The organism is Microvirga sp. 2TAF3 (assembly GCF_052114965.1).
Taxonomy (GTDB): Bacteria; Pseudomonadota; Alphaproteobacteria; order Rhizobiales; family Beijerinckiaceae; genus Microvirga.
Genome location: NZ_JBFRFT010000013.1, coordinates 99,930 through 122,163 on the forward strand (window position 1 = coordinate 99,930; position 22,234 = coordinate 122,163).

Annotated in this window: 15 protein-coding genes and 1 pseudogene; 4 read left to right on the forward strand and 12 right to left on the reverse strand. The window is 63.0% G+C overall.

The window, feature by feature from the left end:
• Positions 1 to 30: 30 nt before the first annotated feature.
• From AB4Y97_RS14115 to AB4Y97_RS14150, 8 genes are read right to left on the reverse strand one after another with little or no spacing between them, the layout of a single operon-like run.
• Positions 31 to 1,203 carry an ABC transporter permease gene (locus AB4Y97_RS14115; protein WP_441999681.1) on the reverse strand — a complete coding sequence of 391 codons (1,173 nt, stop codon included), beginning with the start codon at positions 1,201 to 1,203 and terminating at the stop codon, positions 31 to 33.
• A complete protein-coding gene (locus AB4Y97_RS14120; protein WP_441999682.1) occupies positions 1,200 to 2,219 on the reverse strand; it encodes an ABC transporter permease in 1,020 nt (339 codons plus the stop codon). The genes AB4Y97_RS14115 and AB4Y97_RS14120 overlap by 4 nt, the downstream gene beginning before the upstream one ends.
• Positions 2,216 to 4,135 carry an ABC transporter substrate-binding protein gene (locus AB4Y97_RS14125; protein WP_441999683.1) on the reverse strand — a complete coding sequence of 640 codons (1,920 nt, stop codon included), beginning with the start codon at positions 4,133 to 4,135 and terminating at the stop codon, positions 2,216 to 2,218. The genes AB4Y97_RS14120 and AB4Y97_RS14125 overlap by 4 nt, the downstream gene beginning before the upstream one ends.
• Positions 4,132 to 5,997 (reverse strand): ABC transporter ATP-binding protein, encoded by a 1,866-nt coding sequence (locus AB4Y97_RS14130; RefSeq protein WP_441999684.1) that lies wholly within the window; start codon positions 5,995 to 5,997, stop codon positions 4,132 to 4,134. Before AB4Y97_RS14130 ends, AB4Y97_RS14125 begins: the two co-directional genes overlap by 4 nt.
• Before the next feature lie 41 nt (positions 5,998 to 6,038).
• On the reverse strand, positions 6,039 to 7,970 hold the full coding sequence (locus AB4Y97_RS14135; protein WP_441999685.1) for a glycosyltransferase: 1,932 nt from the start codon (positions 7,968 to 7,970) through the stop codon (positions 6,039 to 6,041).
• Complete coding sequence (locus AB4Y97_RS14140) at positions 7,967 to 9,097, reverse strand: glycosyltransferase family 4 protein (RefSeq protein WP_441999686.1); 1,131 nt, start codon at positions 9,095 to 9,097, stop codon at positions 7,967 to 7,969. The genes AB4Y97_RS14135 and AB4Y97_RS14140 overlap by 4 nt, the downstream gene beginning before the upstream one ends.
• Positions 9,094 to 10,371, reverse strand: a complete 1,278-nt coding sequence (locus AB4Y97_RS14145; protein ID WP_441999687.1) for a glycosyltransferase family 4 protein — start codon at positions 10,369 to 10,371, stop codon at positions 9,094 to 9,096. Before AB4Y97_RS14145 ends, AB4Y97_RS14140 begins: the two co-directional genes overlap by 4 nt.
• 22 nt (positions 10,372 to 10,393) lie before the next feature.
• Positions 10,394 to 11,665, reverse strand: coding sequence for a glycosyltransferase family protein (locus AB4Y97_RS14150; protein ID WP_441999688.1), 1,272 nt, complete (start codon positions 11,663 to 11,665; stop codon positions 10,394 to 10,396).
• 111 nt (positions 11,666 to 11,776) lie between these two features.
• Between AB4Y97_RS14150 and AB4Y97_RS14155 the strand changes: the two genes are divergently transcribed.
• The 3 genes from AB4Y97_RS14155 to AB4Y97_RS14165 all read left to right on the forward strand — a co-directional run bounded on the left by AB4Y97_RS14155 (position 11,777) and on the right by AB4Y97_RS14165 (position 16,258).
• The gene (locus tag AB4Y97_RS14155) at positions 11,777 to 14,533 is read left to right on the forward strand and encodes an ABC transporter transmembrane domain-containing protein (RefSeq protein ID WP_441999689.1); all 2,757 of its coding nucleotides are present in this window, start codon (positions 11,777 to 11,779) and stop codon (positions 14,531 to 14,533) included.
• Positions 14,530 to 14,973 (forward strand): Crp/Fnr family transcriptional regulator, encoded by a 444-nt coding sequence (locus tag AB4Y97_RS14160; protein WP_441999690.1) that lies wholly within the window; start codon positions 14,530 to 14,532, stop codon positions 14,971 to 14,973. The genes AB4Y97_RS14155 and AB4Y97_RS14160 overlap by 4 nt, the downstream gene beginning before the upstream one ends.
• Before the next feature lie 163 nt (positions 14,974 to 15,136).
• On the forward strand, positions 15,137 to 16,258 hold the full coding sequence (locus tag AB4Y97_RS14165; RefSeq protein WP_441999691.1) for a transglycosylase SLT domain-containing protein: 1,122 nt from the start codon (positions 15,137 to 15,139) through the stop codon (positions 16,256 to 16,258).
• Between the two features lie 61 nt (positions 16,259 to 16,319).
• Here AB4Y97_RS14165 and AB4Y97_RS14170 read toward each other — a convergent pair whose 3' ends face one another.
• Complete coding sequence (locus AB4Y97_RS14170) at positions 16,320 to 16,556, reverse strand: Lrp/AsnC ligand binding domain-containing protein (RefSeq protein ID WP_441999692.1); 237 nt, start codon at positions 16,554 to 16,556, stop codon at positions 16,320 to 16,322.
• Between the two features lie 101 nt (positions 16,557 to 16,657).
• Positions 16,658 to 17,962: a UDP-glucose dehydrogenase family protein gene (locus tag AB4Y97_RS14175; protein WP_441999693.1), complete on the reverse strand. Its 1,305-nt coding sequence runs from the start codon at positions 17,960 to 17,962 to the stop codon at positions 16,658 to 16,660.
• A 180-nt stretch (positions 17,963 to 18,142) separates the two neighbouring features.
• Between AB4Y97_RS14175 and AB4Y97_RS14180 the strand changes: the two genes are divergently transcribed.
• A complete protein-coding gene (locus AB4Y97_RS14180; protein ID WP_441999694.1) occupies positions 18,143 to 19,150 on the forward strand; it encodes an asparaginase in 1,008 nt (335 codons plus the stop codon).
• 64 nt (positions 19,151 to 19,214) lie between these two features.
• On the opposite strand, the gene AB4Y97_RS14185 is transcribed toward AB4Y97_RS14180, so the two are convergent.
• On the reverse strand, positions 19,215 to 21,473 hold the full coding sequence (locus AB4Y97_RS14185) for a calcium-binding protein (RefSeq protein WP_441999695.1): 2,259 nt from the start codon (positions 21,471 to 21,473) through the stop codon (positions 19,215 to 19,217).
• Between the two features lie 581 nt (positions 21,474 to 22,054).
• A pseudogene (locus AB4Y97_RS14190) lies at positions 22,055 to 22,234 on the reverse strand (calcium-binding protein); the annotation flags it as partial.

Genomic DNA, 22,234 nt, shown 5'->3' on the forward strand with positions numbered 1-22,234 from the left:
TCCCATGAATCGGGATTCATGGGACAGGATCTAGTGATACGGGTCCGCCGCGTCGCGCAGCCCGTCGCCCATGAAGTTGAACGCCAGCACCACAAGCACCACCGGCACGATGGGGAAGAGCAGCCAGGGGTGGAGCTGCACGGCGGCGAGGTTCTGGGCCTCGTTGAGCAGCACGCCCCAACTCGTCACCGGCGGGCGAAGGCCCAGGCCCAGGAAGGAGAGGGCGGTCTCGCCGAGGATCATGGACGGGATCGCGAGCGTCGCCGAGGCGATCAGGTGGCTCATGAAGTTCGGAATGAGATGGCGGGCGATGATCCGCTGCTTGGATGCCCCCATCAGCTCCGCCGCCTTCACGTAATCCTCCTCGCGCAGGGAAAGCAGCTTCGAACGCACGGCGCGGGCGAGGCCTGGCCAGTCGAGCATGCCGAGAATGATGGTGATGCCGAAGAAGACGAGGATCGGGCTCCAATTGGCCGGAAGGGCCGCAGAGAGGGCGAGCCAGAGCGGAAGCTCCGGCAGGGAGCGCAGAATCTCGATCAGTCGCTGGATCACATGATCGACCCAGCCGCCGAGATAGCCTGCGAGCCCTCCGAAAAACAGCCCGAGCGTGAACGAGACCGCGATGCCGACGATGCCGATGGTCAGCGAGATCCGCGCGCCGTAGATGATGCGCGAGAACAGATCGCGCCCGAGCCTGTCGGTGCCGAGCAGGAACGTGGTGCCGTTTTCCGGCGGGCAGAACAGGTGCCAGTTCGTCGTGATCAGGCCCCAGAATTCATAAGCATCCCCGCGGCAGAGGAAGCGGATCGGTTGAGGCTTCGATGCGTCGACCGTATAGACGCGCCGGAAACTCTCCAGGTCGAAGGTGAACTTGTAGGGATAGACGAAGGGGCCGACGAAGCTGCCCTCGTGCATCATGTGCACGCGCTGCGGCGGCGCATAGATGAAATCGCCATTGCGCTTGGTCTGGTTGTAGGGCGCGATCACCTCGACGAAGGGGATGAGGAGATAGAAGGCCAGCAGGATGAAGGCCGCGGCCACCGCCACCTTGTGGCGGCGGAACTTCCACCACACCAGCCGCCAGGAGGATGCGCGGTAGAAGCTCTCGCTTTCCGTCCCCATGGGTTCGGTCGCGCCGGGATCGAACGGCGCCTTGTCGACATAGTGCCGCTTGATCGGGATGAGCGGGGTCGCCTCGTTCATCGCCCCCCCCCCATCCGGATGCGGGGATCGAGCCATGCGAGCAGCAGGTCGGAAACCAGCATGCCGAGCACGGTCAGCACGGCGACGAACATGAGGATGAACCCGGCGAGGAACTGGTCCTGGCTCTTCAGGGCGCTGAGCAGTATCGGCCCGACGGTCGGCAGGCTGAGCACCAGGGAGACCAGCACCGAACCGGAGACCAGATGCGGCAGCAGATTGCCGATATCGGCGATGAACGGGTTCAGGGACATGCGGAACGGATATTTCAGCAGGGCCTTGCCGGGCGCGAGGCCCTTCGCCTTCGCGGTCACGTAATATTGCTTGCTGAGCTCATCGAGAAGGTTCGCCCGCATGCGTCGGATCATGGCCGCCGTGCCGGCAAGGCCGATCACCAGCGTGGGCACGATGAGGTGCGAGAGCAGGGACTGGATCTTGGCCCAGGTCCAGGGCTGGCCAGCGAACCGTGAATCGTAGAGGCCGCCGATGGATACGCCGAACCATCGGTTCGCGTAGTAGAGCAGGATCAGCGCCAGCAGGAAGCTCGGGGTCGCAAGGCCGATATAGCCGATGAAGGTGGCGACGTAGTCGCCGATAGAATATTGCCGCGTGGCCGAATAGATCGCGATCGGGATCGAGACCAGATGGATGAAGATGACCACGGCGAGGTTGACCACCAGGGTCAGCCAAAGGGCATCGCCGACCACGTCCATGACGGGCCGGTCATATTCGAACGACCATCCCCAATCGCCCTGCAGCAGGCCTGAAAAGCCGTTCTGGCTGGGCATTACGCCGAGCCAGACCAGGTATTGCTGCCAGACCGGCTTGTCGAGCCCGTATTGCTTGATCAGGAACTCCGCCTTGGCGACGGCATCGGCCTCGCCCTGCGCGCGCAATTCGGCGATCTGGTTAGTCAGGAAGTCACCGGGCGGCAGCTTGATGATGACAAAGACCAAGGCCGAGATGATCAGGAGCGTCACGAGCATCGTGACGAGGCGACGCAACAGGAAGCGGATCATCTGCGAGCCTCTTTCAGGGCGGCCTTGTTCCAATACATCTCATCGATCCGGTAGATGCCGATCATGGCTGTCGGCTCCCAGCTGTAGAGCGCCTTCTGCGGCAGTCCCTGCAGGCCGTTGCGCACGACGATAGGCTGCAGGGCGCCCGCCACGGTGCCGATGGACCATTGGTTCTCGGCATGGTTGCGCAGCATTTCGGTCCAGACATTCCGCTGCACGTCACGGTTCGCCGTATTCATCCAGGTCGCGTAAAGCTCGAGCAGGCGCCGAGCCTCGGGCATGTCCACCGCCTCGCCGTTCTTGCCCTTGGTCTCGACATGCTGTCCCCATTTCGGCCAGGAATAGTTGTCCTGGCGCATGGGGGCGTATTCGGACGGGGGCATGATCACGGTCGGGATCGCGTTGTCGAAGCCCTGGCTCGCCACCATGTTCGTCAGGCCCGCGAAGGCCCGGTTGCGCAACACCGTTCGATCCTGCGGCTTGACGAAAAGCCTCACGCCGATCTCGCGCCAGAACTCGCCGATCAGCGTCAACCCGTCGACGACGAGGCTGCTCTCTCCGTCCGTCTCGACGATGATCTCAAGCTCGCGTCCGTCGGGCAGAAGGCGAAAGCCGGCCGCGTTGCGCTTCTTCAGGCCGATTTCGTCCAGAAGGCGCGAGGCTTCGGTCGGATCGTAGGTGGCGTTGAGCGTGCGCAGGTCGGGGAAGAAGAGTGGGCTCTGCTCCATGATCGTATTGTTGCCCTCGATCCCGAGGCCGAAGAGCAGCGAATTGTTCAATGTCTTGCGGTCGATGCCGAGCGACAGGGCGCGGCGATAGCGGACATCGCGGTTGAGCGCGCGCCACACGGGATCGCTGGTATTCAGGTCGGGATAGAGCGCAAGCTCCGAGCCGCGGGCATAGGGCCAGAGCAGCGTGGTGTAGCCCTGCACCTTCTCGCCCTGCTTCAGCACCGGAATGTCGCTCATGGAGAGGCCGCGGAAGAGGAGATCCACCTCGCCCGCATTGGCCTTCGCCGCGAAAAGTCCGCTGGCGGAGACATCCATGATGATGCGGTCGATATAGGGGAGCTGATGTCCCTGGCCATCGACGCGGTGGTAATAGGGATTGCGCTCGAAGACGAAGCGGCTTGCCGGCGCCTTGTTGGTGACGCGCCAAGCCTGAAGAACCGGCTCGTCCGGATTCGTGTGCTCCTTCATGTCGTCGAGACGGTTGTGAAGGGCAGCCCAGGATTTCAGCTTCTGCGACTTCGCGGCCTCGTCGAGCTTCGCCTTGTCGGCATATTTCGCGTGGAACTGTTTCAGATAATGGGCGGGGCGATAGATGCCCGGATCGACCGGGCCGGCGAGATGCGGCAGGAAGCGGGGATTGGGTTTGTCGAACGTATAGCGCACGGTCCGTTCGTCGATGATCTCGAAACGGGCCGGCTTTCCGTCCACCATCATGAATTCCGGCACGCCGGACGGCGACAGATCCTTATTCTGGGCGATGTCTTCCCAGAAATAGCGGAAATCCTCGGCGGTGAAGGGATGGCCGTCCGACCAGCGATGGCCGGCGCGGAGCGTGAAGGTGAATACGCGGTTGTCCACGTTGTCGAATTTCTCGAGCAGATCCGGCTGGAGCTCCAGGTTCCGGTCGTAGCCGATGAGCCGCGTATAGCCATAGGTCGTGATGTAGCGGATATCGCGGGCGCGCGGCACCAGGGTGACGATGTCTCCGCCGTAATCGCCCTTCGCCTGATCGGAGACGAACGGCGTCTGCGGCACCCGTTCGGAGACGGTCGGCATCTCCTTCTTCGCCACCTTTTCCGCGAAGAACGGCTGCTCGATATAATCGGCAGCCAAGGCGGGCAGGACCAGCAGGCTCAGCAAGGCCGCCAGCAGGCCGATCTTCATCCCTGATTTCGCGTACATCATGCAGCCTCCTCGGCAGGCAGGCTCCCCAGACGGACCTTATGACCGGGTTCGATTTCCTCCATGATCCCGGCTTCGCCTTCCAGAAGGCGGAAAGGCTTGGGCCATTGGCTCGGGTCGGAGAAACCGTCGGCGCGCAGCTTCTCGAAATCGAGCGGCCGGTCGATATCCGGATCCGGCACGGCGGCGAGAAGAGCATGGGTGTAGGGATGGACCGGATTGCGGAAGAGCGAGGTCTTGGGCGCCTGCTCGACGATATAGCCCCGGCACATCACGGCGATGGTGTCGGCGATATAATCCACCACCGCGAGGTTATGCGACACGAACAGATAGGACAGGCCGAGCGCGGATTGCAGGTCCTTCAGGAGATTGAGCACCTGGGCCTGCACCGACACGTCGAGGGCGGAGACCGGCTCGTCGCAGATGAGCACGCGCGGCTCCAGGGCGAGCGCACGCGCGATGCCGAGCCGCTGGCGCTGCCCCCCGGAGAAGGAATGCGGATAGCGCCGCAACGAGCGCTTATCGAGCCCGACCATGTCGAGCAGCTGCTTCGCACGATGATAGCGCATGTCGGAATCGCCGATATCGTGGATGCGCAGAGGTTCGGTCAGGATCTCGTAGACGGTCATGCGCGGATTGAGGGACGAGAAGGGATCCTGGAAGATGAACTGTACCGAGCGGCGATAGGCGATCAGGTCATCGCCCTCGAGCTCATGCACGTCTTTCGGTCCGGTGCCGTCGTCGAACAGCACACGGCCCGTATTGGGGTGCATCGCGCGCATGATCATCTTGGAAACGGTGGTCTTGCCGCAGCCGGATTCACCCACGAGCCCGAGCGTCTTGCCGACGAGCAGGGAGAGCGACACGCCGTTGACCGCGTGGATCGTCCGAAGCTTTCCCGAGAACCAGCCCGAACGGAGCGTGAAGGACTTCGTCAGATTCTCGGCGCTGAGGATCGGCCCGTTGGGCTGAAGGCGGTCGGGTGCGTGCGCCTTTTCAAGGGTGGCGCTCTTCACCTCGCGGATCGGCGTCAGCCGCTCGTCCACCGCCATGGCGAAGCGCGGAACGGCACGCATGAGCGCCTGAAGATAGGGATGCTGTGCATGGCGGAAGATCGCGTCCCGCGGGCCGGATTCCATGACGCGGCCGCGATACATCACCACGACTTCGTCGGCGACATTGGCCACCACGCCGAGATCGTGGGTGATGAGCAGGACCGACATGCCGGTCTCGGCCTGGAGTTCCTTGATCAGGTCGAGGATCTGCGCCTGGGTCGTCACGTCGAGAGCCGTCGTCGGTTCGTCCGCGATGAGAAGGGCAGGGCGGGTGATCAGCGCCATCGCGATCATCGCGCGCTGGCGCAGGCCGCCCGACAGCTCGAAGGGATAGGTCTTGAGGGCCCGTTTCGGATCGGGGAAGCCGACGCGCGCCAGCGCTTCCTTCGTCCGCTCCAGCGCCTCCGCCTGGTCGACCTTCGCGTGGATGACGAGCGCCTCGGAGATCTGGGCGCCGATGGTATGGAGCGGCGACAGGGACGTCATCGGCTCCTGGAAGATCATGGCGATGCGCCCGCCGCGCATGTCGCGCATGGCGCTGCTGCCGGCCTCGAGACCGGCAATGTCGACGGAGGTGCCGCGCGCGGGATCGTTGAAGACGATCGCGCCGTTGGCGATATGGGCTTTCTTGGACAGGATCTGGAGAATGGCCTGCGCCGTCACCGATTTTCCGGAGCCGGATTCGCCGACCAGAGCCACTGTCTTTCCCTTCGGAATGTCAAAGGACAGGCCGTCGACCGCCCGGAAGTTCCCCGTCTCGGTCTTGAAGTCGACCGCCAGATGGCGGACCGACAGGAGCGGCTTCTCCATAGGCTCCTCCAGAAGGTTACGCGTCACGTAAACATAACGCACTACATCTCGACGACGATCCCGCTGCCGTCACTGAATAACCTGTCTACCTGCAAGAAAGTGGTATCGTTATGCGACAGATAGACCATCAGCTTCTTGCAAAAAGTCCAGACCATCTCGTCGTGGATGAGGTGGTGGGTCAGAAAGCCGATTGGCTCGTCCCGATCCGCCGATCCTTCGATGCGCCGCTCCACAGCCGCAGCAAGGCCGGCGACGAGGAGAGCCGGATCGACGAGGCTGCGCGTGCCGTGCCAGTCGATGGGATCGATATGCGTGTTGATTTCGAAAAGGCCGGCAGTGGGATGGCGCGCTTTCCGGTCCTTGAAGGTGGAGAGCGCCCTGTATCCTGAAAGCGGAAGGCGCGGGACCAGATCCGGCGCGATCCTGTTCCAGGGCGGCACGAAAACCGGCAGGAGCTTGTCGCCGAGAAGCGCGCTTGCCCTCCGCAATGCGTCCGCCGCCTCTTCCGCCATGGTCTCGACGGGGCGATGGCCGCCGAATTCCGCTTTCTTTTCATGTTGCGGTGCATGATTGAAATGGCGGAAGCCATGCACCAGGGCGAAGGCCCGCTCTTCCCCGGCCAGACGGGCAGCGAGCGACGGCTCGAGGCGCGTCGGAATGGCGGCGAGGGCGATGCCCGCTTCGAAGCGGTTGGCGATGGCGAGAAGCCGGTCGAGTTGCGGCGTATCCGCCACCGCGTCGTCGTCCCGCCACCAGAAGCCGATGGAGACGCCCCGGTCCCGTGCGCGGCTCAAGGCCCGGTCGAGGGGCGACCAGTCGCTGACCTGATGAAGAGCAGGCGCGGTGGGCATGAGGCTTTCGGCGATCAGGACGCTTTGCCGGGCCCCCTCGAAGGACAGACGCACCGGCGTGGAAGCCGGTTTTGCAAGACTTTTCCGAACCGCCTCGGCAAGCGTTTCCCCCGACAAAGCCTCGTCGGCAACGATCTCGGCAAGGCCGATGGCTTGTAGCCGCTCCGCGCGCAGGCGTTGCTCGGTCTCGTGTCCGGCCTCGAACGGCACCAGAATTGGCCTTACGCCGGAGCGGAGGATGTCGACGCAGGTGTTGTAGCCGGCTTGGCTGATCGACAATTTCGCTTGCGAAAGCAGGGTGCGGAAGTCGGGCCGCGCCCGTTCCACCGTCGCATGGGAGGGCGCAAGCGCCCGAAGCGTCTGAAAATCGGCCTCCGCGACGCCGCGCCCGATCAGGACTCGCCAAGTCCGGTCCGCGATTTTGTGCGCCGCATCAAGGGCGGCGCGGTAAAGCGGCAGGCTCGCGGCGCTCGACCCGCCGGAAACCACAATTCCGGTCCCTCCGCCGGAAGGGATGTCTTCAGGATTTTCGTCCACATAGCCGGTATAGTGAAGGAAGGGCCGCAGCCGCTCATCCACTGGCCATGAGGCGTCCAGGGGAACGAGAAGCGGATCGCCGTGGACGAGCACGGCGTCGTAATAGCGCGCGATCCGCTCATGCGTCTCGGCAATGCGATCGGGCCGCGTCGGGGCGACGAGGATGTCGCGGATCGAGGACAGGACGAGCGGACGCGGGAGCATCGCCCGCGCCGCATCGAGAAGCGCGATGAATTCCCCCGCCAGGATCCGCCGACCGAAGGGGAAGAGTTCGGTGACGAGAACATGAGGCTTCACCGCGTTCAGGGTTCGAAGCAAAAGCTCCCGTCGCGCGGTCAGGCGTACCTCATCGATGGGCTGCCCCGTTTCGTCGAGCAGGGTTCTGAAATCGGTGCCGATGGTTCGCACGGGCGGCAACTGTACGAACCGCACGCCCTCGGGCGGAGCCGGCGTGACCGGGCTTCCGCCCGAGACGAGCGTCGTTTCGTGCCCCGCCTGCGCGAAGGCGCGGGCAAGCGCCGCGGCGCGGGTAAGGTGTCCGGCCCCGAGGAGATGCGTCACACTGATGAGAACGCGCAGGCTCATGATGCGATCTCGGCGAACAGGGATTGAAACGCGGTGCGCAGCCACACGGCGGCGTGCTCCAGGTCCCGCTCCTCGCTCACGAAACGATGGGCGGAGGCTCCAAAACGCGACCGCCTGTCCCGATCCCCGATCAGGGCGGCGACCGATTGCGCAAAGGCATCGGCATCGCCGGGCGTGGCCAGCAGGCCGGTTTCCTCATGCCTGATCACGCTGGCGACGCCGCCATTGGCCCCGGCGACGACCGGGCAGCCGAAGAGCTGCGCCTCCAGAAACACCATGCCATAGGCTTCGTTGACGGCGGGCCAGACGAAGAGGTCGGCCTGTTCGTAGAGCGCCCGCAGATCGGCCTTACTCTCGATCTGCCCGTGAAAGCGGATGCGCTGCGCGAACGGCGCGAGCAATTTCTCGACCTCGCTCCGCGCCTCGCCTCCGCCGACGATATCGAGCGTCCAGGGCAGGTGACGGAGCTTTTCGAGGGAGGCGGCGAGAAGGTGATAGGAGGCGAGCTTGTCGCCGTCGCGCATCATGGCGACGGTCAGGAGCCGGGGCTCGCCGTCAGCCCGTGGCGCGAGTGCCGGATTGCCCCATTCGGTGCGGTCGATGAAGGGGGGTAGATCGATCAGGATCTGATGGGCGGGCCTTGCCGCTTCCAGCGCCGTCCTGTCCTGGGCGGTCATCACGACGATCGCATCGGCCCGGTCGAGCGCCGCTTCCGCGCCCTCATGGCCGAGGGCCCAGGGGCCATGGGCACGCCTCGCGGCCCGCGATCCCTCGGCGACGACATAGGGAATGTCCAGGGCATCGGCGACGCGCGGGCCGATCCAGTCCGGCGCCTTGTAATAGACGTGGTAGGTGAACCACAGGGCGGGACGGCTCTCCGGCGGCAGGGCGCGGTAATGCGCGATCAGACCTTCCGCCGCCGTCATGGATCCCTGCCGCAAGCGTTCTTGAAGCGATGGGTCGCCTGCCTTGTCGAGGCTCCGCAATTCGCTGGCGAGCAAGGCGGGATAACCGGCCTTGCCGAGGGCCTTCATCAGCAGCCGCGCCATGGTGCGGTCGCCCGAAGGGGAGGGATGGTTCGGGCTTTTCAGGGGAGCATAGAACGCGACGGGCCTCGATGTGCTCACGCCGCCACCGGTTCGCTCGAACTCTTGTCATCGGCCAGCGCCCGGAAGCGTTCCTCCAGCACGTCGATGCCGCCTTCCATGGAAAACTCATGCCGCAGGCGCTCGAAGGCCGTGGCGCCATAGGCTTTCCGGCGCTCAGGCTCGCGGGCGAGCAGGTTCAGGGCATTGGACAAGGCTGCCCAATCCCCCGGCGGAACGAGCTGGCCTTCCGAGCCGTCGCGGATGAATTCCGGAATGCCGGCAAAGTCGCTGGCGACGATGGCGAGCTTCTGGCTCGCGGCCTCCATGAGCACGTTGGGCAGGCCGTCCTGATCGCCGGAATTCGCCCTCTTCGAGGGCAGAGCGAAGATGTCCGCCTCGCGCAGAAGGGCAATGATGTCGGGTTGCGCCTTCGGGCCAAGGAAGGCGACCTTGTCGGCGATGCCGTCGCGCTTGGCCTGGGCCTTCAGGCTCTCCAAAAGGTCGCCACCGCCCACATGGGCGAAGCGCCAGTGCAGATCGGGGGGCAGCGCCGCAAGCGCCTGAAGCAGATCGCCGAAACCCTTCTTCGATACGGCCCGGCCGACGGAGACAATGCGTACGGGATCGGCCGGATCGGAGCCGTCGCGAGCCGAGTGGCTCTCGGGCGGCGCGGGAAAACGGGAGAGGTCCAGCCCGTGATAGACCAGCGAGACGTGCTCGGGATGCGGGCCGAGCGCCCGAAGGTGCTTCGCGCCCTGAGCGGTGCAGGTCACGCCCCAGAGAGCTTCCGCCAGCTTTTCGCGTTTTTCCCAATCGGGCGTGGTCCAGATGTCCTTCGCATGGGCCGAGAAGGTCCAGGTGCGGCCGGTCAGGAGGGCGGCATAGCGGACGACCGAGGCCGGAGTGTGGAGGTAGTGCACGTGCAGATGCCGCACATCCTCCGGCAACTCCCGCCCCATGACGAAGGCCTGCCCCAGGCGCCGCACCCGGTTGGCAGTGAAATCCCGCCGCAGATCGGCCCAGAAGGCCCGGATCAGGTCGCTAAAACGAGGCTGCCGGAGGCTCCAGAATGCGCCGCGCAGCACGCGCAGGGGCTCCTCGTAGAGATATTCCGGCAGATAGGTAACCCGCGCCTTGATCTTCCGGTTCATGGGATGCACGGCCCGCTCCGTCGGATGACGCAGCGACCAGATCTCGAGCGCGAGGCCGCGCTGCTCGAGCGCGAGCATCTCCTGGGCGATGAAGGTCTCGGAGAGGCGCGGATAGCCTTTCACGACGACGGCGATCCGTCGGGCAGAACTCGAAGGGGGCATCCCTGGCTTTACTCGCCTGGCTTTACTCGGCCGCCTGATAGGCGGGCACAAATGAGGTTAAGGGCTCGGTCAAAGCCTTAAGCCGCTCCTGCACCCGGTCAAGACCTTCGAGAAGGCCGGGAATCACGACCTCGGACGGGCGCGGCTGGGTCGCTAGGCTGCGCAGGGCTGTGGCCATGCGCTCGGGCGTGCGCGGTTCGGTGTAATCGCTCAGCATGCGGACGAGGCCGAGCCGCTCCGTCTCGACGGCGCGGATGTATTGCTCCAGCCGCGGCCGCGTGCGCGGCACGATCAGGGCGCGCTTGTCGAAGGACAGGATCTCGCAGAACGTGTTGTAGCCGCCCATGGCCACGATGGCGGCGGCCTTCTGCATGAGGTGCTCGATCTTGTTGTCAAAGGAGATGGCGTCGAGCTTCGGATGCCGCCCGATGCGGTCCATGAAGGACCGGCGCATGTCCCGGTTCACGAAGGGGCCGAACACGAACAGGGCCGGCATCTCGATATCCGCATCGGCCTCGTAGGCCGCGATCACCCAATCGATCAGGTCGTCGCCATCGCCGCCGCCGCCGGTGGTGACGAGGATGAAGGGTTGCTTCGTGATCTTGGGGTAGCGGGTCAGGGAGGGGGTCGGCGGCACCTCCCGGTGGAGATAGCCGGTGTAGGTAATACGCTTTTCCACGTGAGCCGGCAGACCGAGGGCCGCGAGCGGGCGATAGACGTCCTTAAGCCCATAGACCCAGATTTCGTCATAGTAACGGATCAGGGCGTCGGTGGCGTCCTTGCGCTCCCATTCGGGAACGAGGAGGGCAGGCTCGTCCATGACGTCCCTGATACCGAGCACGAGGCGGCAGCCGCAGCCTTGAAGGTACTCGAGCGCCGGCAGGACTTCGCCGCGAAAGCCGGTCGGCTCCTTATCCACAATGAAAACGTCCGGCCGGAACGATTTGACTGCCTGGAGAATCAGGGCCTGACGCAGGCCCACGGCCTCGTCCAGGTCCACATTGAGGTTGAGGCTACGGTAATCCCCGTCCGGCAGCTTGGTCACGCCGGGAATCCGGATGTAATCGACGCCGCTGCCGAACTCGAAACTGCCGATCACGGGCGAGCCCGAAATGATGACGACCGAGCTGTCGGGCCGATCTTCCACGATGGCGTTCGCAATGGCCCGCGAACGGCGCAGATGCCCGAGCCCGAAGGTATCGTGGCTGTAAATGAGGACTCGGGTGCCTTCCTGGCGCCACGACGGAAGCTGCGCCGGGTTATCCATCTTCAAGTCCGTAAACAGGTCTGCCATATGGGCATTTCCGTAAGGTAGGTGCCGTGATTGACGTTGGGTTGCCAGCCTCTTGCGTTGCAATGGCCCCCGTACAAGAAGCTATGGCACCGCCCTAAATCGGAAAGAGGGATGGTTTGGGGTATTGAAGATGGTATCGTCCGCCTGATGGAAAAGAGCCTATTCAGATATATCTGGACACATTCGAAGCGCGACCAGCTGATCGTCTGCGCCGTAGTGCTCGCTTCCCAGCCATTTTACTTTGCTTCGCTTGATCTTCCTCGCCAGATCGTGAACCAGGCCATCCAGGGCGAGGCTTTCAAGGAAGGGCAGGTGACGGCCCCCTTTCTCAAGCTCGACTTCCATCTGCCGAGCTGGCTCGGCGGCGAGACTTTCCACATCTTCGACGGGTTTCACTTAAGCCGCATCGGCCTGCTACTCGGACTGTCCTGCCTCTTTCTGTTCTTCGTCATCGTCAACGGCGCGTTCAAGTACTGGATCAACCTCGCGAAAGGCGTTCTCGGGGAGCGAATGCTGCGACGCATGCGCTTCGACCTGTTCACCATGGTGCTGCGGTTCACGCCGGAAGCCCTGCGCACGGTGAAGTCCTCCGAGACGGCCACGATCATCAAGGACGAGGTCGAGCCGGTCGGCGGCTTCATCGGCGATGCCTTCATCACGCCGATCTTCCTCGGAACGCAGGCTCTGACCGCCATTTTCTTCATCATGGTACAGAACCTCTGGCTCGGCCTCATGGCCATTGCCGTGGTCGGCATCCAGTTCACGGTCATCCCGTATCTGCGGCGGGAATTGCTGCGCCTCGGAAAGCAGCGCCAGCTCGCCTCCCGCGAATTGGCCGGACGCATCGGCGAGGTGCTCGACGGCATCGAGGCCGTGCACGTCCATAATGCCTATGGCTGGGAGAGGGCCGAGATCGGCAATCGCCTCTTCCAACTCTTCGACCTGCGCCTCCAGATTTACAATCGGAAGTTTCTGGTCAAGTTTCTCAACAACTTCCTGTCCCAGCTTACGCCCTTCTTCTTCTATGCGGTCGGCGGCTATTTCGCCATTCGCGGAACCCTCGACATTGGTCAGCTCGTCGCCGTCATCGGCGCTTACCGGGAGCTGCCGCCGCCCTTGAAGGAGCTGATCGACTGGGATCAGCAGCGCCTCGACGTTCAGGTGAAATACGACCAGGTGACTGAGCACTTCGCCGACGAGCGACTGGCCCCTCTCCTGATGACGCGGGAGGAACAGGAGCAGGACGAGCCTCTGGCGGGCCTCCTCGCGGCCGAAGAAATCCGGGTTGCCGATCCCCATGGCGGCATGATCCTCGACAACGCATCCTTCGCCATCGAACTGCCCGCCAAAGTCGCCATCATCTCCAATGGCGACGCCGCGGCGAGTGTCCTGGCGCGCATCCTGGCGCGGCGGATGACCGGGTTCGGCGGCCGCATCCGCATAGGCGAGCGCGATCTTCAACAGATTCCCCTCGCGGAAATCGGGCACCGGCTCGCTTACGCGGGGGTAGACCCGATCCTGTTTCCCGGCAGCATCCGGGACAATCTGATCTACGGCCTGCGCTACAAGCCCCTCGGTCGGGTGGAGACGGACCCGCGTGAGGAGAACCGCCGGATCATGGAGGCGATGAGAACCGGTAATCCGGTCGAAAGCATCGCCGATCAATGGGTCGATTACGAGCTCGCCGGCACCAGGGACGCCGACGATCTGGACCGGATCCTCGTGACCCTTCTCAACGAGATAGGCATGGGAGGGGAGGTCTATCTGTTCGGTCTTGCAGGCTGGATCGATCCCGAGAAAGATCCGGAACTGGCGGAGCGCCTCGTGGAAGCGCGCCATCGCCTGCGCGAGACGTTCCAGGCGAACGGCATGACCGATCTCGTCGAGCCCTTCGACCCGGATCGCTACAACGACCAGACCACGGTGGCGGAAAACCTGCTGTTCGGAGTTCCGAAATCCGACGAGTTCAAGGGGCGGAATCTCGCCTACAATCCGGATTTCCGCGATGCCATCGACCGGGCGGGGCTCACCGATGACCTGGTGAACATGGGCCTGCAGATCGCGGAAACGATGACCGAGATCTTCGAAGGCCTACCGCCGGGCCATTCCCTGTTCGAGCAGTTTTCCTTCATCGGTGCGGAGGAACTGCAGGAGTTCGAGGCCATCCTGCGCAAGCGCTCCCGTTCGAATGCCGCGCTGATGAAGGACGATCGGGCCAAGCTCCTGTCGCTGCCGCTAGCCTATATCGAGCCCCGGCATCGCTTGGGCCTTCTCGACGATCACCTGAAGCTCCTGCTCGTGCATGCGCGCAGGCTCGTGCGCGGGATGCTGGAGGCAGCGGAAACGGATGGCGTCGATTTCTATGACTCGGAAAAGATCTGTGCGGCGGCGCCCTTGAGGGATAATCTCCTGTTCGGTCGCATCAGCTATCGCGTCGCCAATGCTCAGGGACGCGTGGCGGAGGCGATATCTACGGTCGTTCGGGAAATGGATTTGCTGGAAGACATCGAGCGGATCGGCCTCGACCATCAGGTCGGCACCGCAGGCCGGCTCCTCAGCGCGCAGGAGCGGGCTTGCGTAAATCTCGTACGGTGCCTCGTGAAACGGCCGGATATTCTCGTCATCGACGGCGCATTGGCGCCCTTCGACGAAACGCGAAGCCAGAAAATGACGGAAGTCCTCCTCGAGTTGTCCGACGGCAGAAGCCTGTTCATGGTACAGCCAAACAGTCGACAGACTGCGAATTTCGATATTCTGATGCGTTTTCGCGATGGACAGATTACGACAGAGGGGAAGAGCGGACCGGCGGGCAAGGCAAGGAAGCCTGAGCCGGATGCCGCTCAGCCGATAGCAGGAGAGGTGGCATGACCCTTGAGGCCGAGGTTCAATCCTTGCGGCAGGTACCGATGTTCCGGGACATCGATCCAGCCCGATTGAAGCTTCTCGCCTTCACCAGCGAGCGCGTGCAATTCGCCGGCGGGCAACGGTTCTTTTCTCAAGGGGATGCGGCGGATGCAGCTTACGTCATCCTCGACGGGGGGGCCCATGTCCTGCTCGACACTCCCCACGGCGAGATCAAGGTGGCGGAGCTGAGGGAGAATGCCCTGGTCGGAGAGATGGGCATTCTGTCCGATACGCCGCGTTCGGCCACCATCATGGCGGCCGAACCGACCACGGCCCTGCGAATCGACAAACGGGTTTTCCTGGAGCTTCTGGCGCAGTTCCCGCAGATGGCCCTGGCGGTCATGCGTGAGCTGGCAAAGCGTCTCGAACAGACGAATGCACAATTGGTTGCGCAGTCAACGTGATGATTTCAGGGGAAAAATCCTGTCGTAATCCTAAATTTCCCAGGAATTTCACAATCTTACAGTCAAGCTGACCGATTCTCGACACATCTACCCGCCAAGCCTTGTCTCAGAATGACACAAGGAAAGGGCCCTGCCGTCCGGTAGGGTTCCGCGGGAAAAAGAGATGCCGACCAATGTGAGGACGCCGCATGGCGCCGCTCCGCATTCCGTTCGGGGTGTGCTCAAAACCTATGGGCGACAAGGCAGTCGCCCGCTTCGTATCCTCCTGGCCTTGAGCCTCATGGTAGGCTTTCAGGGAATGACCGCCGCCCCCGCCGCCGTGGCGACCCTGCCGAGCGCCTTGCTGGCGCGGCCCCTTGTTCCTTCCGATACGGCCATCGCTTCCGAGGAGCCCATCAGATTCACGCCGGGCCTCAATAACCATCCGGGCCTCTTCGACGCCATTCTCGAGACGGCCTTCTCCGCTCCGCAGGCCGAGCCCGCGCTGCAGATCGAGTCCGTACCCCCATTCCAGATCGAGGCGGCACTGCAGATCGGGATCACGCCGGTCGAGCCCGCAGGAAATCCGGACGAGCTGATTCCGTTCAGCGGGCGTAACGTCCCGCGCTGGCTCGTCCATTCCATCCTCAGGGCCGCCCATGTAACCGGCGTGGACCCGGTCTACATGATGACCCTGGCCGATGTGGAATCGAGCCTTTCGCCGGAGGCCAAGGCGCCGACCTCGTCCGCCGAGGGCCTGTTCCAGTTCATCGACAGCACATGGCTCGAGACGGTCTACACCCATGCCGCCGATTACGGCTTCGAGGCGGCTGCGAAGGCCATCAGGATGGTCAATGGCGAGCTCGTGGTCGGCAACGACAAGGACAAGGCCTGGGTCATGAGCCTGCGCTGCGATCCCTACTTTTCAGCCCTCATGGCAGGCGAGCTGATCAAGGATGTGGAGCGTGCATTGCAGGAGCAGGGAGAAAGGGAATTGACGGAAGCCGAGCTCTACATGGCCCATTTCCTCGGCGCGAGCAGCGCCGTCCGGTTCCTGGAGGCTCTGGATAAGGATCCGAGTATAAAGGCGGCGAAACTCTTCCCGCAGGCCGCCAGGGCCAACGCCGCCCTGTTCCTGGACGGCAAGGGAAAGAAGCGCCGTGCGGTGAGCGTCGCCGAATTGTACAACCGCATCGATTCCAAGATCATCCGGCGGATGGACCGCTACGAGGATATCGGACCGCTGCTCGCCGAAGTGGCGCGCCCGCCCCAGCGGACCATGCAGGCCAATGCGCTCATGCCGTAGGGAGCCTCATGTTTCATGAGAAATACTCTCCTCCTGAAGAGAGGCCTTTTCTCACGATGCGCTAGAAAGCCTTGAAGGTGATGATCGTGTGCGTGTCGGCGATGTTCGAGATGGATTGCACGTTCTCGGCGATGAAATGCCCGATATCGACATCGTCATCCACGTGGAACTTGGCGAGGATGTCGTAATTGCCGGCCGTCGAGTAGATCTCGGATGCGATCTCCCGGTCGGCGAGCTGGCTTGCCACCTCATAGGTCTTGCCGAGTTTGCATTTGATCTCGACGAAGAAGGTCTGCATCGGGCACTCCAGGATTGGCTCACGGGCCTTGCGGCTGATTGTGATATGGCACGAGACCGCGTCCGCGTGAACCCGTGACGGCGGCACCGGACAGGCGTTATTCAGGTCCGTCCGACGCTGACATAGGAGAAGCCGCGGCGGCGCATCTCGTCCGGGCGGTAGATATTGCGCAGATCGACCACCACCGGCGCGGCGAGGGCCGCGTGCAGGCGGGCGAGATCGAGCGCCCGGAACATGTCCCATTCGGTGACGATGACCAGCGCCTCGGCCTCGCGGGCACAGTCATAGGCATCCTTGGCATAATCCACGTCGGGCAGTAGGGCTTTTGCCGCCTCCATCCCTTCCGGATCGTAGGCGCGGATCCTCGCCCCGGCATCCTGCAGGGTGCGGATGATGTCGAGGGCCGGCGCTTCGCGCATGTCGTCGGTGTTCGGCTTGAAGGTGAGCCCCAGCACGGCGATCGTCTTGCCGCGCACCGAGCCGCCGCAGGCGGCGATGACCTTGCGGCCCATGGCGCGCTTGCGCTGGGCATTGACCGCCTCGACCGCCTCGACGATGCGGATCGGCGCCTCGTAATCCTGCGCCGTCTTGATCAGGGCCAGCGTATCCTTGGGAAAGCACGAGCCGCCATAGCCCGGACCGGCATGCAGGAACTTGGAGCCGATGCGGTTGTCGAGCCCGATGCCGCGGGCGACATCCTGCACATTGGCGCCGACCTGCTCGCACAGATCGGCGATCTCGTTGATGAAGGTGATCTTGGTGGCGAGAAAGGCGTTGGCCGCGTATTTGGTCAGCTCCGCCGTGCGCCGCGAGGTGACGAGAAGCGGCGACTGGTTGAGATAGAGCGGGCGGTAGAGCTCGGTCATCACGGAGGCGGCGCGCTCGTCCTCGGTGCCGATGACGATGCGGTCGGGCCGCTTGAAATCGGTGATGGCGGCGCCTTCGCGCAGGAATTCCGGGTTCGACACCACGGCGAAATCGGCCTCGGGCCGGGTTTCGCGAATAATCCGCTCGACTTCGTCGCCGGTGCCGACCGGCACGGTCGATTTGGTGACGACGACCGTATAGCCATCCATGGCGGCGGCGATTTCGCGCGCCGCCTGATGGACATAGGACAGGTCCGCATGCCCATCGCCGCGTCGGGACGGGGTTCCGACCGCGATGAAGACGGCCTCGGCGTTCTTCACGGCGTCCGTCAGGTCGAGGGTGAAGGACAGGCGGCCTTCGCGCATGTTCTTGGCCACAAGCTCCGACAGCCCGGGCTCGTAGATCGGGATCTCGCCCTGCATCAGGGCCTCGATCTTGCCCGGATCCTTGTCGACGCAGATGACGTCGTGGCCGAAATCCGCAAAGCACGCGCCCGAGACCAAGCCGACATAGCCGGCCCCAATCATCGCTACTCGCATCAGGACATCCCCATTCTTCAAGGGCAGGGTTTAAGGGTGGCGGGGCCTAGCCGCAAGCCACCCCTTCGGGCAGCTCCAACGGTGCTTTGAAACAAGGATTCCCCAGGATTTCTTTTGACATTCGCCTCGCTCGCGCACAAAACACCGCCGTTTCTGAACGAGGGTATTCCGAGGGAATTCATGGACAATCCTTTTCTCGTCGAGGTTACACGGGGCCGTTTGGTCGAATCACGCCACCGGGGCAGTGTTGCCGTCGTCGACGCCGAGGGCGGCACCGTCCTGACCCTGGGCGACGTGGAGCGGCGCGTTTTCCCGCGCTCGGCCGTGAAGGCGTTCCAGGCGCTACCTCTCGTGGAAAGCGGGATCGCGGACAAATTCGGGCTGACGGATGAGGAGGTCGCCCTGGCCTGCGCCTCCCATTCAGGCGAGCCGCAGCATGTGGCCACCGCCGCTTCCATATTGGCGAAGGCCGGCCAGGATGCAGGCTGCCTCGAATGCGGCACGCATTGGCCCCTGGGCGAGGCCGCGAGCCGGGCGCTTGCCGCTCGGGGTGAGCAGCCGTCGCAGCTTCATAATAATTGCTCGGGCAAGCATGCTGGCTTCATCTGCCTGTCCTGTGGCATGGGCGACGACCCGAAGGGCTATGTGACGGCGCAGCATCACGTTCAGCGGACGGTGCGGAGCGCGCTCGAGGACCTCACCGGTGCCTCGCATACGGAGGATGTCAGCGGCATCGACGGCTGTTCGATCCCGACCTATGCCATCCCGCTGCCAGCCCTAGCCTTCGGCTTCGCCAAATTCGGCGCAGGCGTCGGCATTTCACCCGGCTGCAAGTCCGCCGCGGAGCGCATCCGCCGCGCCGTGGCCCAGAATCCCTTCATGGTCGCCGGAACGGGCCGTTTCGACACGAAGATAATGGAAGTGCTCCGCCAGCGGGCTTTCGTGAAATCCGGAGCCGAAGGCGTCCATTGCGCCGCCTTGCCGGAACTCGGCTACGGCATCGCGGTGAAAGCCGATGACGGCACCGGTCGGGCCTCCGAAATCATCATGGCGAACCTCATCATGCGCCTTCTCAAGCTCAGCGATGAAGAGCACGCCGTAATCGCACCGTTGGCGCAGCCCGCGCTCAAGAACTGGAACGGTATCGAGGTGGGCCAATTACGGGCGGCCCCGGATCTTCTGCCGTAAGACATCGAAAAGGGCTGGAGGTTTTCCCTCACAGCCCTTTCGAACCTAGCCTGATCAGGCTCCGTCAGATGACGAAGAAATCGGCGGCCGTCATTTTGAGTTTCTTGGCGATCGTGGCGAACTGTACCGCCTTGCCCGCGCCATTCCCGTCGGCGTCGTAGTACAGGATGCCCTTCTTGTCGTCGTAGATGATGCGGTCGTCCTTGTCGTGAGCCTTGGCCCCAATCCAGAAGGCGCCTTTTGAGAGCGCGCCCTTCTTGGCGATCTTGGAGAAGATGGCCTTCGAGAGATGAATCGTATCGTCCTTCACGTCGAAGTCGGCGATCTTGTCGATGTTTGTCGAGCCGAGCTTCGTGCTGAAAACGAACACGTCCCTGCCTGCCCCGCCCACAAGAACGTCCTTGCCGAGGCCGCCATTAAGGGTGTTCGCCGCAGCATTGCCCGTGATCGTATTGTTGGAGGCGTTGCCTGTCAGCTTGAGTGCGCCGAAGCCGGAGGCGGTGAGGTTCTCCACATAGGCGGCCAGGATGTAGCTGACGGACGAGATGACGTGGTCGGCCGTCCCCCCAGATGAGGTTTCAACGATTTGGTCGCCGATATCGTCCACATAATAGAGATCGTTGCCTGCGCCCCCTCTCATCAGATCCGCGCCCGATGCGCCGTCGAGGGTATCGTCGCCCGCTCCGCCATCGATGGTGTTGGCGGCTGCGTTGCCTACGATAAGGTTGGCGCCGGCATTGCCGGTCAGGCTGATGGATGCCGTACCCGTCGCATAAAGATTTTCGAGATTCTCGCTGAGGATGAAACTGCTGGAGGTCTTGACCGTATCGACGCCCCCGCCGGCTCCTTCGACGATGACGTCGGTAGGGGCGTCCACGTAGTAGGTATCGTCACCCGCTCCGCCGATCATCATGTCGGATCCGCTCCCGCCATCGAGCGTGTCGTTTCCGATGCCGCCGTCGAGGGTGTCGTTTCCGCCACGGCCCGTCAGATGGTCATTGCCGGCGGCTCCCCCAAGGTAATCGTCATATTCGGTCCCGACATATTGGTCGTTTTCGCCGGAGCCGGGGAGATTGATCCCCTCGAAGCGGGCATCCAGAACCTGTCCGCGGATTCCGTCCGCATCGTCGCCGCGGCCCGCAATGGCCTCATCCCAGGCGACGATAATTCGGCCATCGTTGAGTTCGATCAGGGATGGAGCAGCGCGCTCTCCCATGTCGAAGGATTTGCTGACGACCGTATCGTCGCCGATATGGTTCTTGTTCTTGTCGAAAACGGCAATGCGCACCTGAGGAACGCCGGGATCCTGGTAGTCGAGATAGGAGATGGCGAAGCCGCCTTTCGCCAGGGCGGTAACGCCGGGCGTGCTTTGATCGCCGGCCGTGAGCTTGTTCACGACGAAAACGGCGCCATCTTCCGTCCCGTTCGATTGATAGACTTGGGCCATGACGGCGCGGCCATTTCCATCGCCGCTTTCCGAGGTCCAGGTGATGATGAAACGGCCATCCGCCAGAGCGGTTGCAACGGGGCGCGTGCCTTTTTCGATCGTGGCACGTAAGACGAACTCGCTGTCCGCCGTGACAGTGGTTCCGTTGGTCGTGAAAATCCGCGCATGAACCTTTTCGATGAGATCGTCGGGGTTCGAGCCGATATCATTGAAGAAGGTAATGAAACGGCCGCCTCCCAGCGCCACCAGGGACGAATTGGTCTGAGACCCGGCAGAGGTCTCGTTGACCGTTTGCGTTCCGCCATAAACCTTTCCATCCGCGCCGTAGACCACGGCCTTGACGCCGGCATCGGCAGTAAGTGCCGGATCGGCATAGGTGTCGCCGGCCTGGTTCGTGTAGGTGATGACGAAGCCTTTGTTGGGTAGCGCCGCGATGCGGGGCATCGTCAAGGGAGCATCTGTGCTCGAAGCGACCTCGAAATCATCGTCGCCGATCCGGTCGCCGTTCGCATCGTAGGGCGTACCATCCACATTGAAGATGCGGGCCCTTATCGAATAGTGATCCACGTCGCCGATTTTGACGTGGTGCTCCCAGGCATAAACGATACGCCCGTCGCTCAAGGTCGTGACGACGGGTTTCGCGTGCGCGCCCTCGAGGGTGCTGTTGATGCGGATCGGGTCACCCTGCGGCACAGCGCCCGAGTAGAAGCGCTGCGCATAAATCGCGCTGGCTTCCGTGTCGGCGCCCGTGCTGCTGCCATCCTGCCAAACGGCCAGGAACCGTCCGTTATCGAGCGCCTGCAACTGGACGGCCTTCTGCACGCCGTCCTTTACGGTATTGACCAGAAACTCTCCCCAGAGAACGGGCGACGCCATGATAACCCCCTTGTGGAACCCGATCACTCAGGTCTGTATTATTTATCATATAACGTTACATATATGTGACATCCGCAAGGGCTAGGCAAGCAACTTCCAATGGTGCCGCACAGTTATGCGGCCGCTTGATCGAGGGGAGAACGGCGAGGGGAAAGGGAAGGGAAATTCCCATAATCCCAACAATCCACGATCTTCTCTGCATTTGGCGCGTTGCGGCAATCGCACCCATCGCCTCTAAAGCCTCGGACCTAAAAGTGGAAGCCACTTTTAGGTCCGAGGCTTTCTCCTTTGATGAGAGCATCGTGTGGCCGCTAAACCGGGGCCACTTTTGCGCACGATGCTCTAGACATTTGTGCTGGTCGAGAAGTTTGGCCCAGAGCTTGTCGGGAATTTCGAGAGCCAGCCTTGCTCAGGACCGGAGTAGCCTCGAAATCGGCCAGAGCGCTGCGACGCGATCTCCTAGGATAGCTTGACAACGAGGCAAAGAGAGAAGGCCGGGATAGCTATCTCCGGCCTTGTCACATATCCGTCAAAGATCATTCAAAGATCATGTAGCTGTTCGAACGAGCTCCAGCTCATGCTCATATCACCATGAAATCGCTGGCGGTCAGTTTGAGGTTCTTGGAGAGCTTGGCGATCTCGACCGCCGTGCCCTTGCCCGAACCATCGGCATCATAGGACAGCACGCCGGTCTTCTTGTTGTAGATCAGGTAGTCGTCCTTGTCCTTGGCCTTGTCGCCGATGGTGAAGAAGCCCTTGGC

Bases quoted from the DNA above. Each gene is read 5' to 3' on its own strand.
- AB4Y97_RS14180 (WP_441999694.1), top strand. From the start codon at position 18,143: ATGGACAATCCTTTTCTCGTCGAGGTTACACGGGGCCGTTTGGTCGAA.
- AB4Y97_RS14170 (WP_441999692.1), bottom strand. From the start codon at position 16,556: ATGCAGACCTTCTTCGTCGAGATCAAATGCAAACTCGGCAAGACCTAT.
- AB4Y97_RS14175 (WP_441999693.1), bottom strand. From the start codon at position 17,962: ATGCGAGTAGCGATGATTGGGGCCGGCTATGTCGGCTTGGTCTCGGGC.
- AB4Y97_RS14135 (WP_441999685.1), bottom strand. From the start codon at position 7,970: ATGAGCCTGCGCGTTCTCATCAGTGTGACGCATCTCCTCGGGGCCGGA.
- AB4Y97_RS14120 (WP_441999682.1), bottom strand. From the start codon at position 2,219: ATGATCCGCTTCCTGTTGCGTCGCCTCGTCACGATGCTCGTGACGCTC.
- AB4Y97_RS14145 (WP_441999687.1), bottom strand. From the start codon at position 10,371: ATGCCCCCTTCGAGTTCTGCCCGACGGATCGCCGTCGTCGTGAAAGGC.
- AB4Y97_RS14185 (WP_441999695.1), bottom strand. From the start codon at position 21,473: ATGGCGTCGCCCGTTCTCTGGGGAGAGTTTCTGGTCAATACCGTAAAG.
- AB4Y97_RS14130 (WP_441999684.1), bottom strand. From the start codon at position 5,997: ATGGAGAAGCCGCTCCTGTCGGTCCGCCATCTGGCGGTCGACTTCAAG.
- AB4Y97_RS14125 (WP_441999683.1), bottom strand. From the start codon at position 4,135: ATGATGTACGCGAAATCAGGGATGAAGATCGGCCTGCTGGCGGCCTTG.
- AB4Y97_RS14160 (WP_441999690.1), top strand. From the start codon at position 14,530: ATGACCCTTGAGGCCGAGGTTCAATCCTTGCGGCAGGTACCGATGTTC.
- AB4Y97_RS14150 (WP_441999688.1), bottom strand. From the start codon at position 11,665: ATGGCAGACCTGTTTACGGACTTGAAGATGGATAACCCGGCGCAGCTT.
- AB4Y97_RS14115 (WP_441999681.1), bottom strand. From the start codon at position 1,203: ATGAACGAGGCGACCCCGCTCATCCCGATCAAGCGGCACTATGTCGAC.
- AB4Y97_RS14155 (WP_441999689.1), top strand. From the start codon at position 11,777: ATGGTTTGGGGTATTGAAGATGGTATCGTCCGCCTGATGGAAAAGAGC.
- AB4Y97_RS14165 (WP_441999691.1), top strand. From the start codon at position 15,137: ATGCCGACCAATGTGAGGACGCCGCATGGCGCCGCTCCGCATTCCGTT.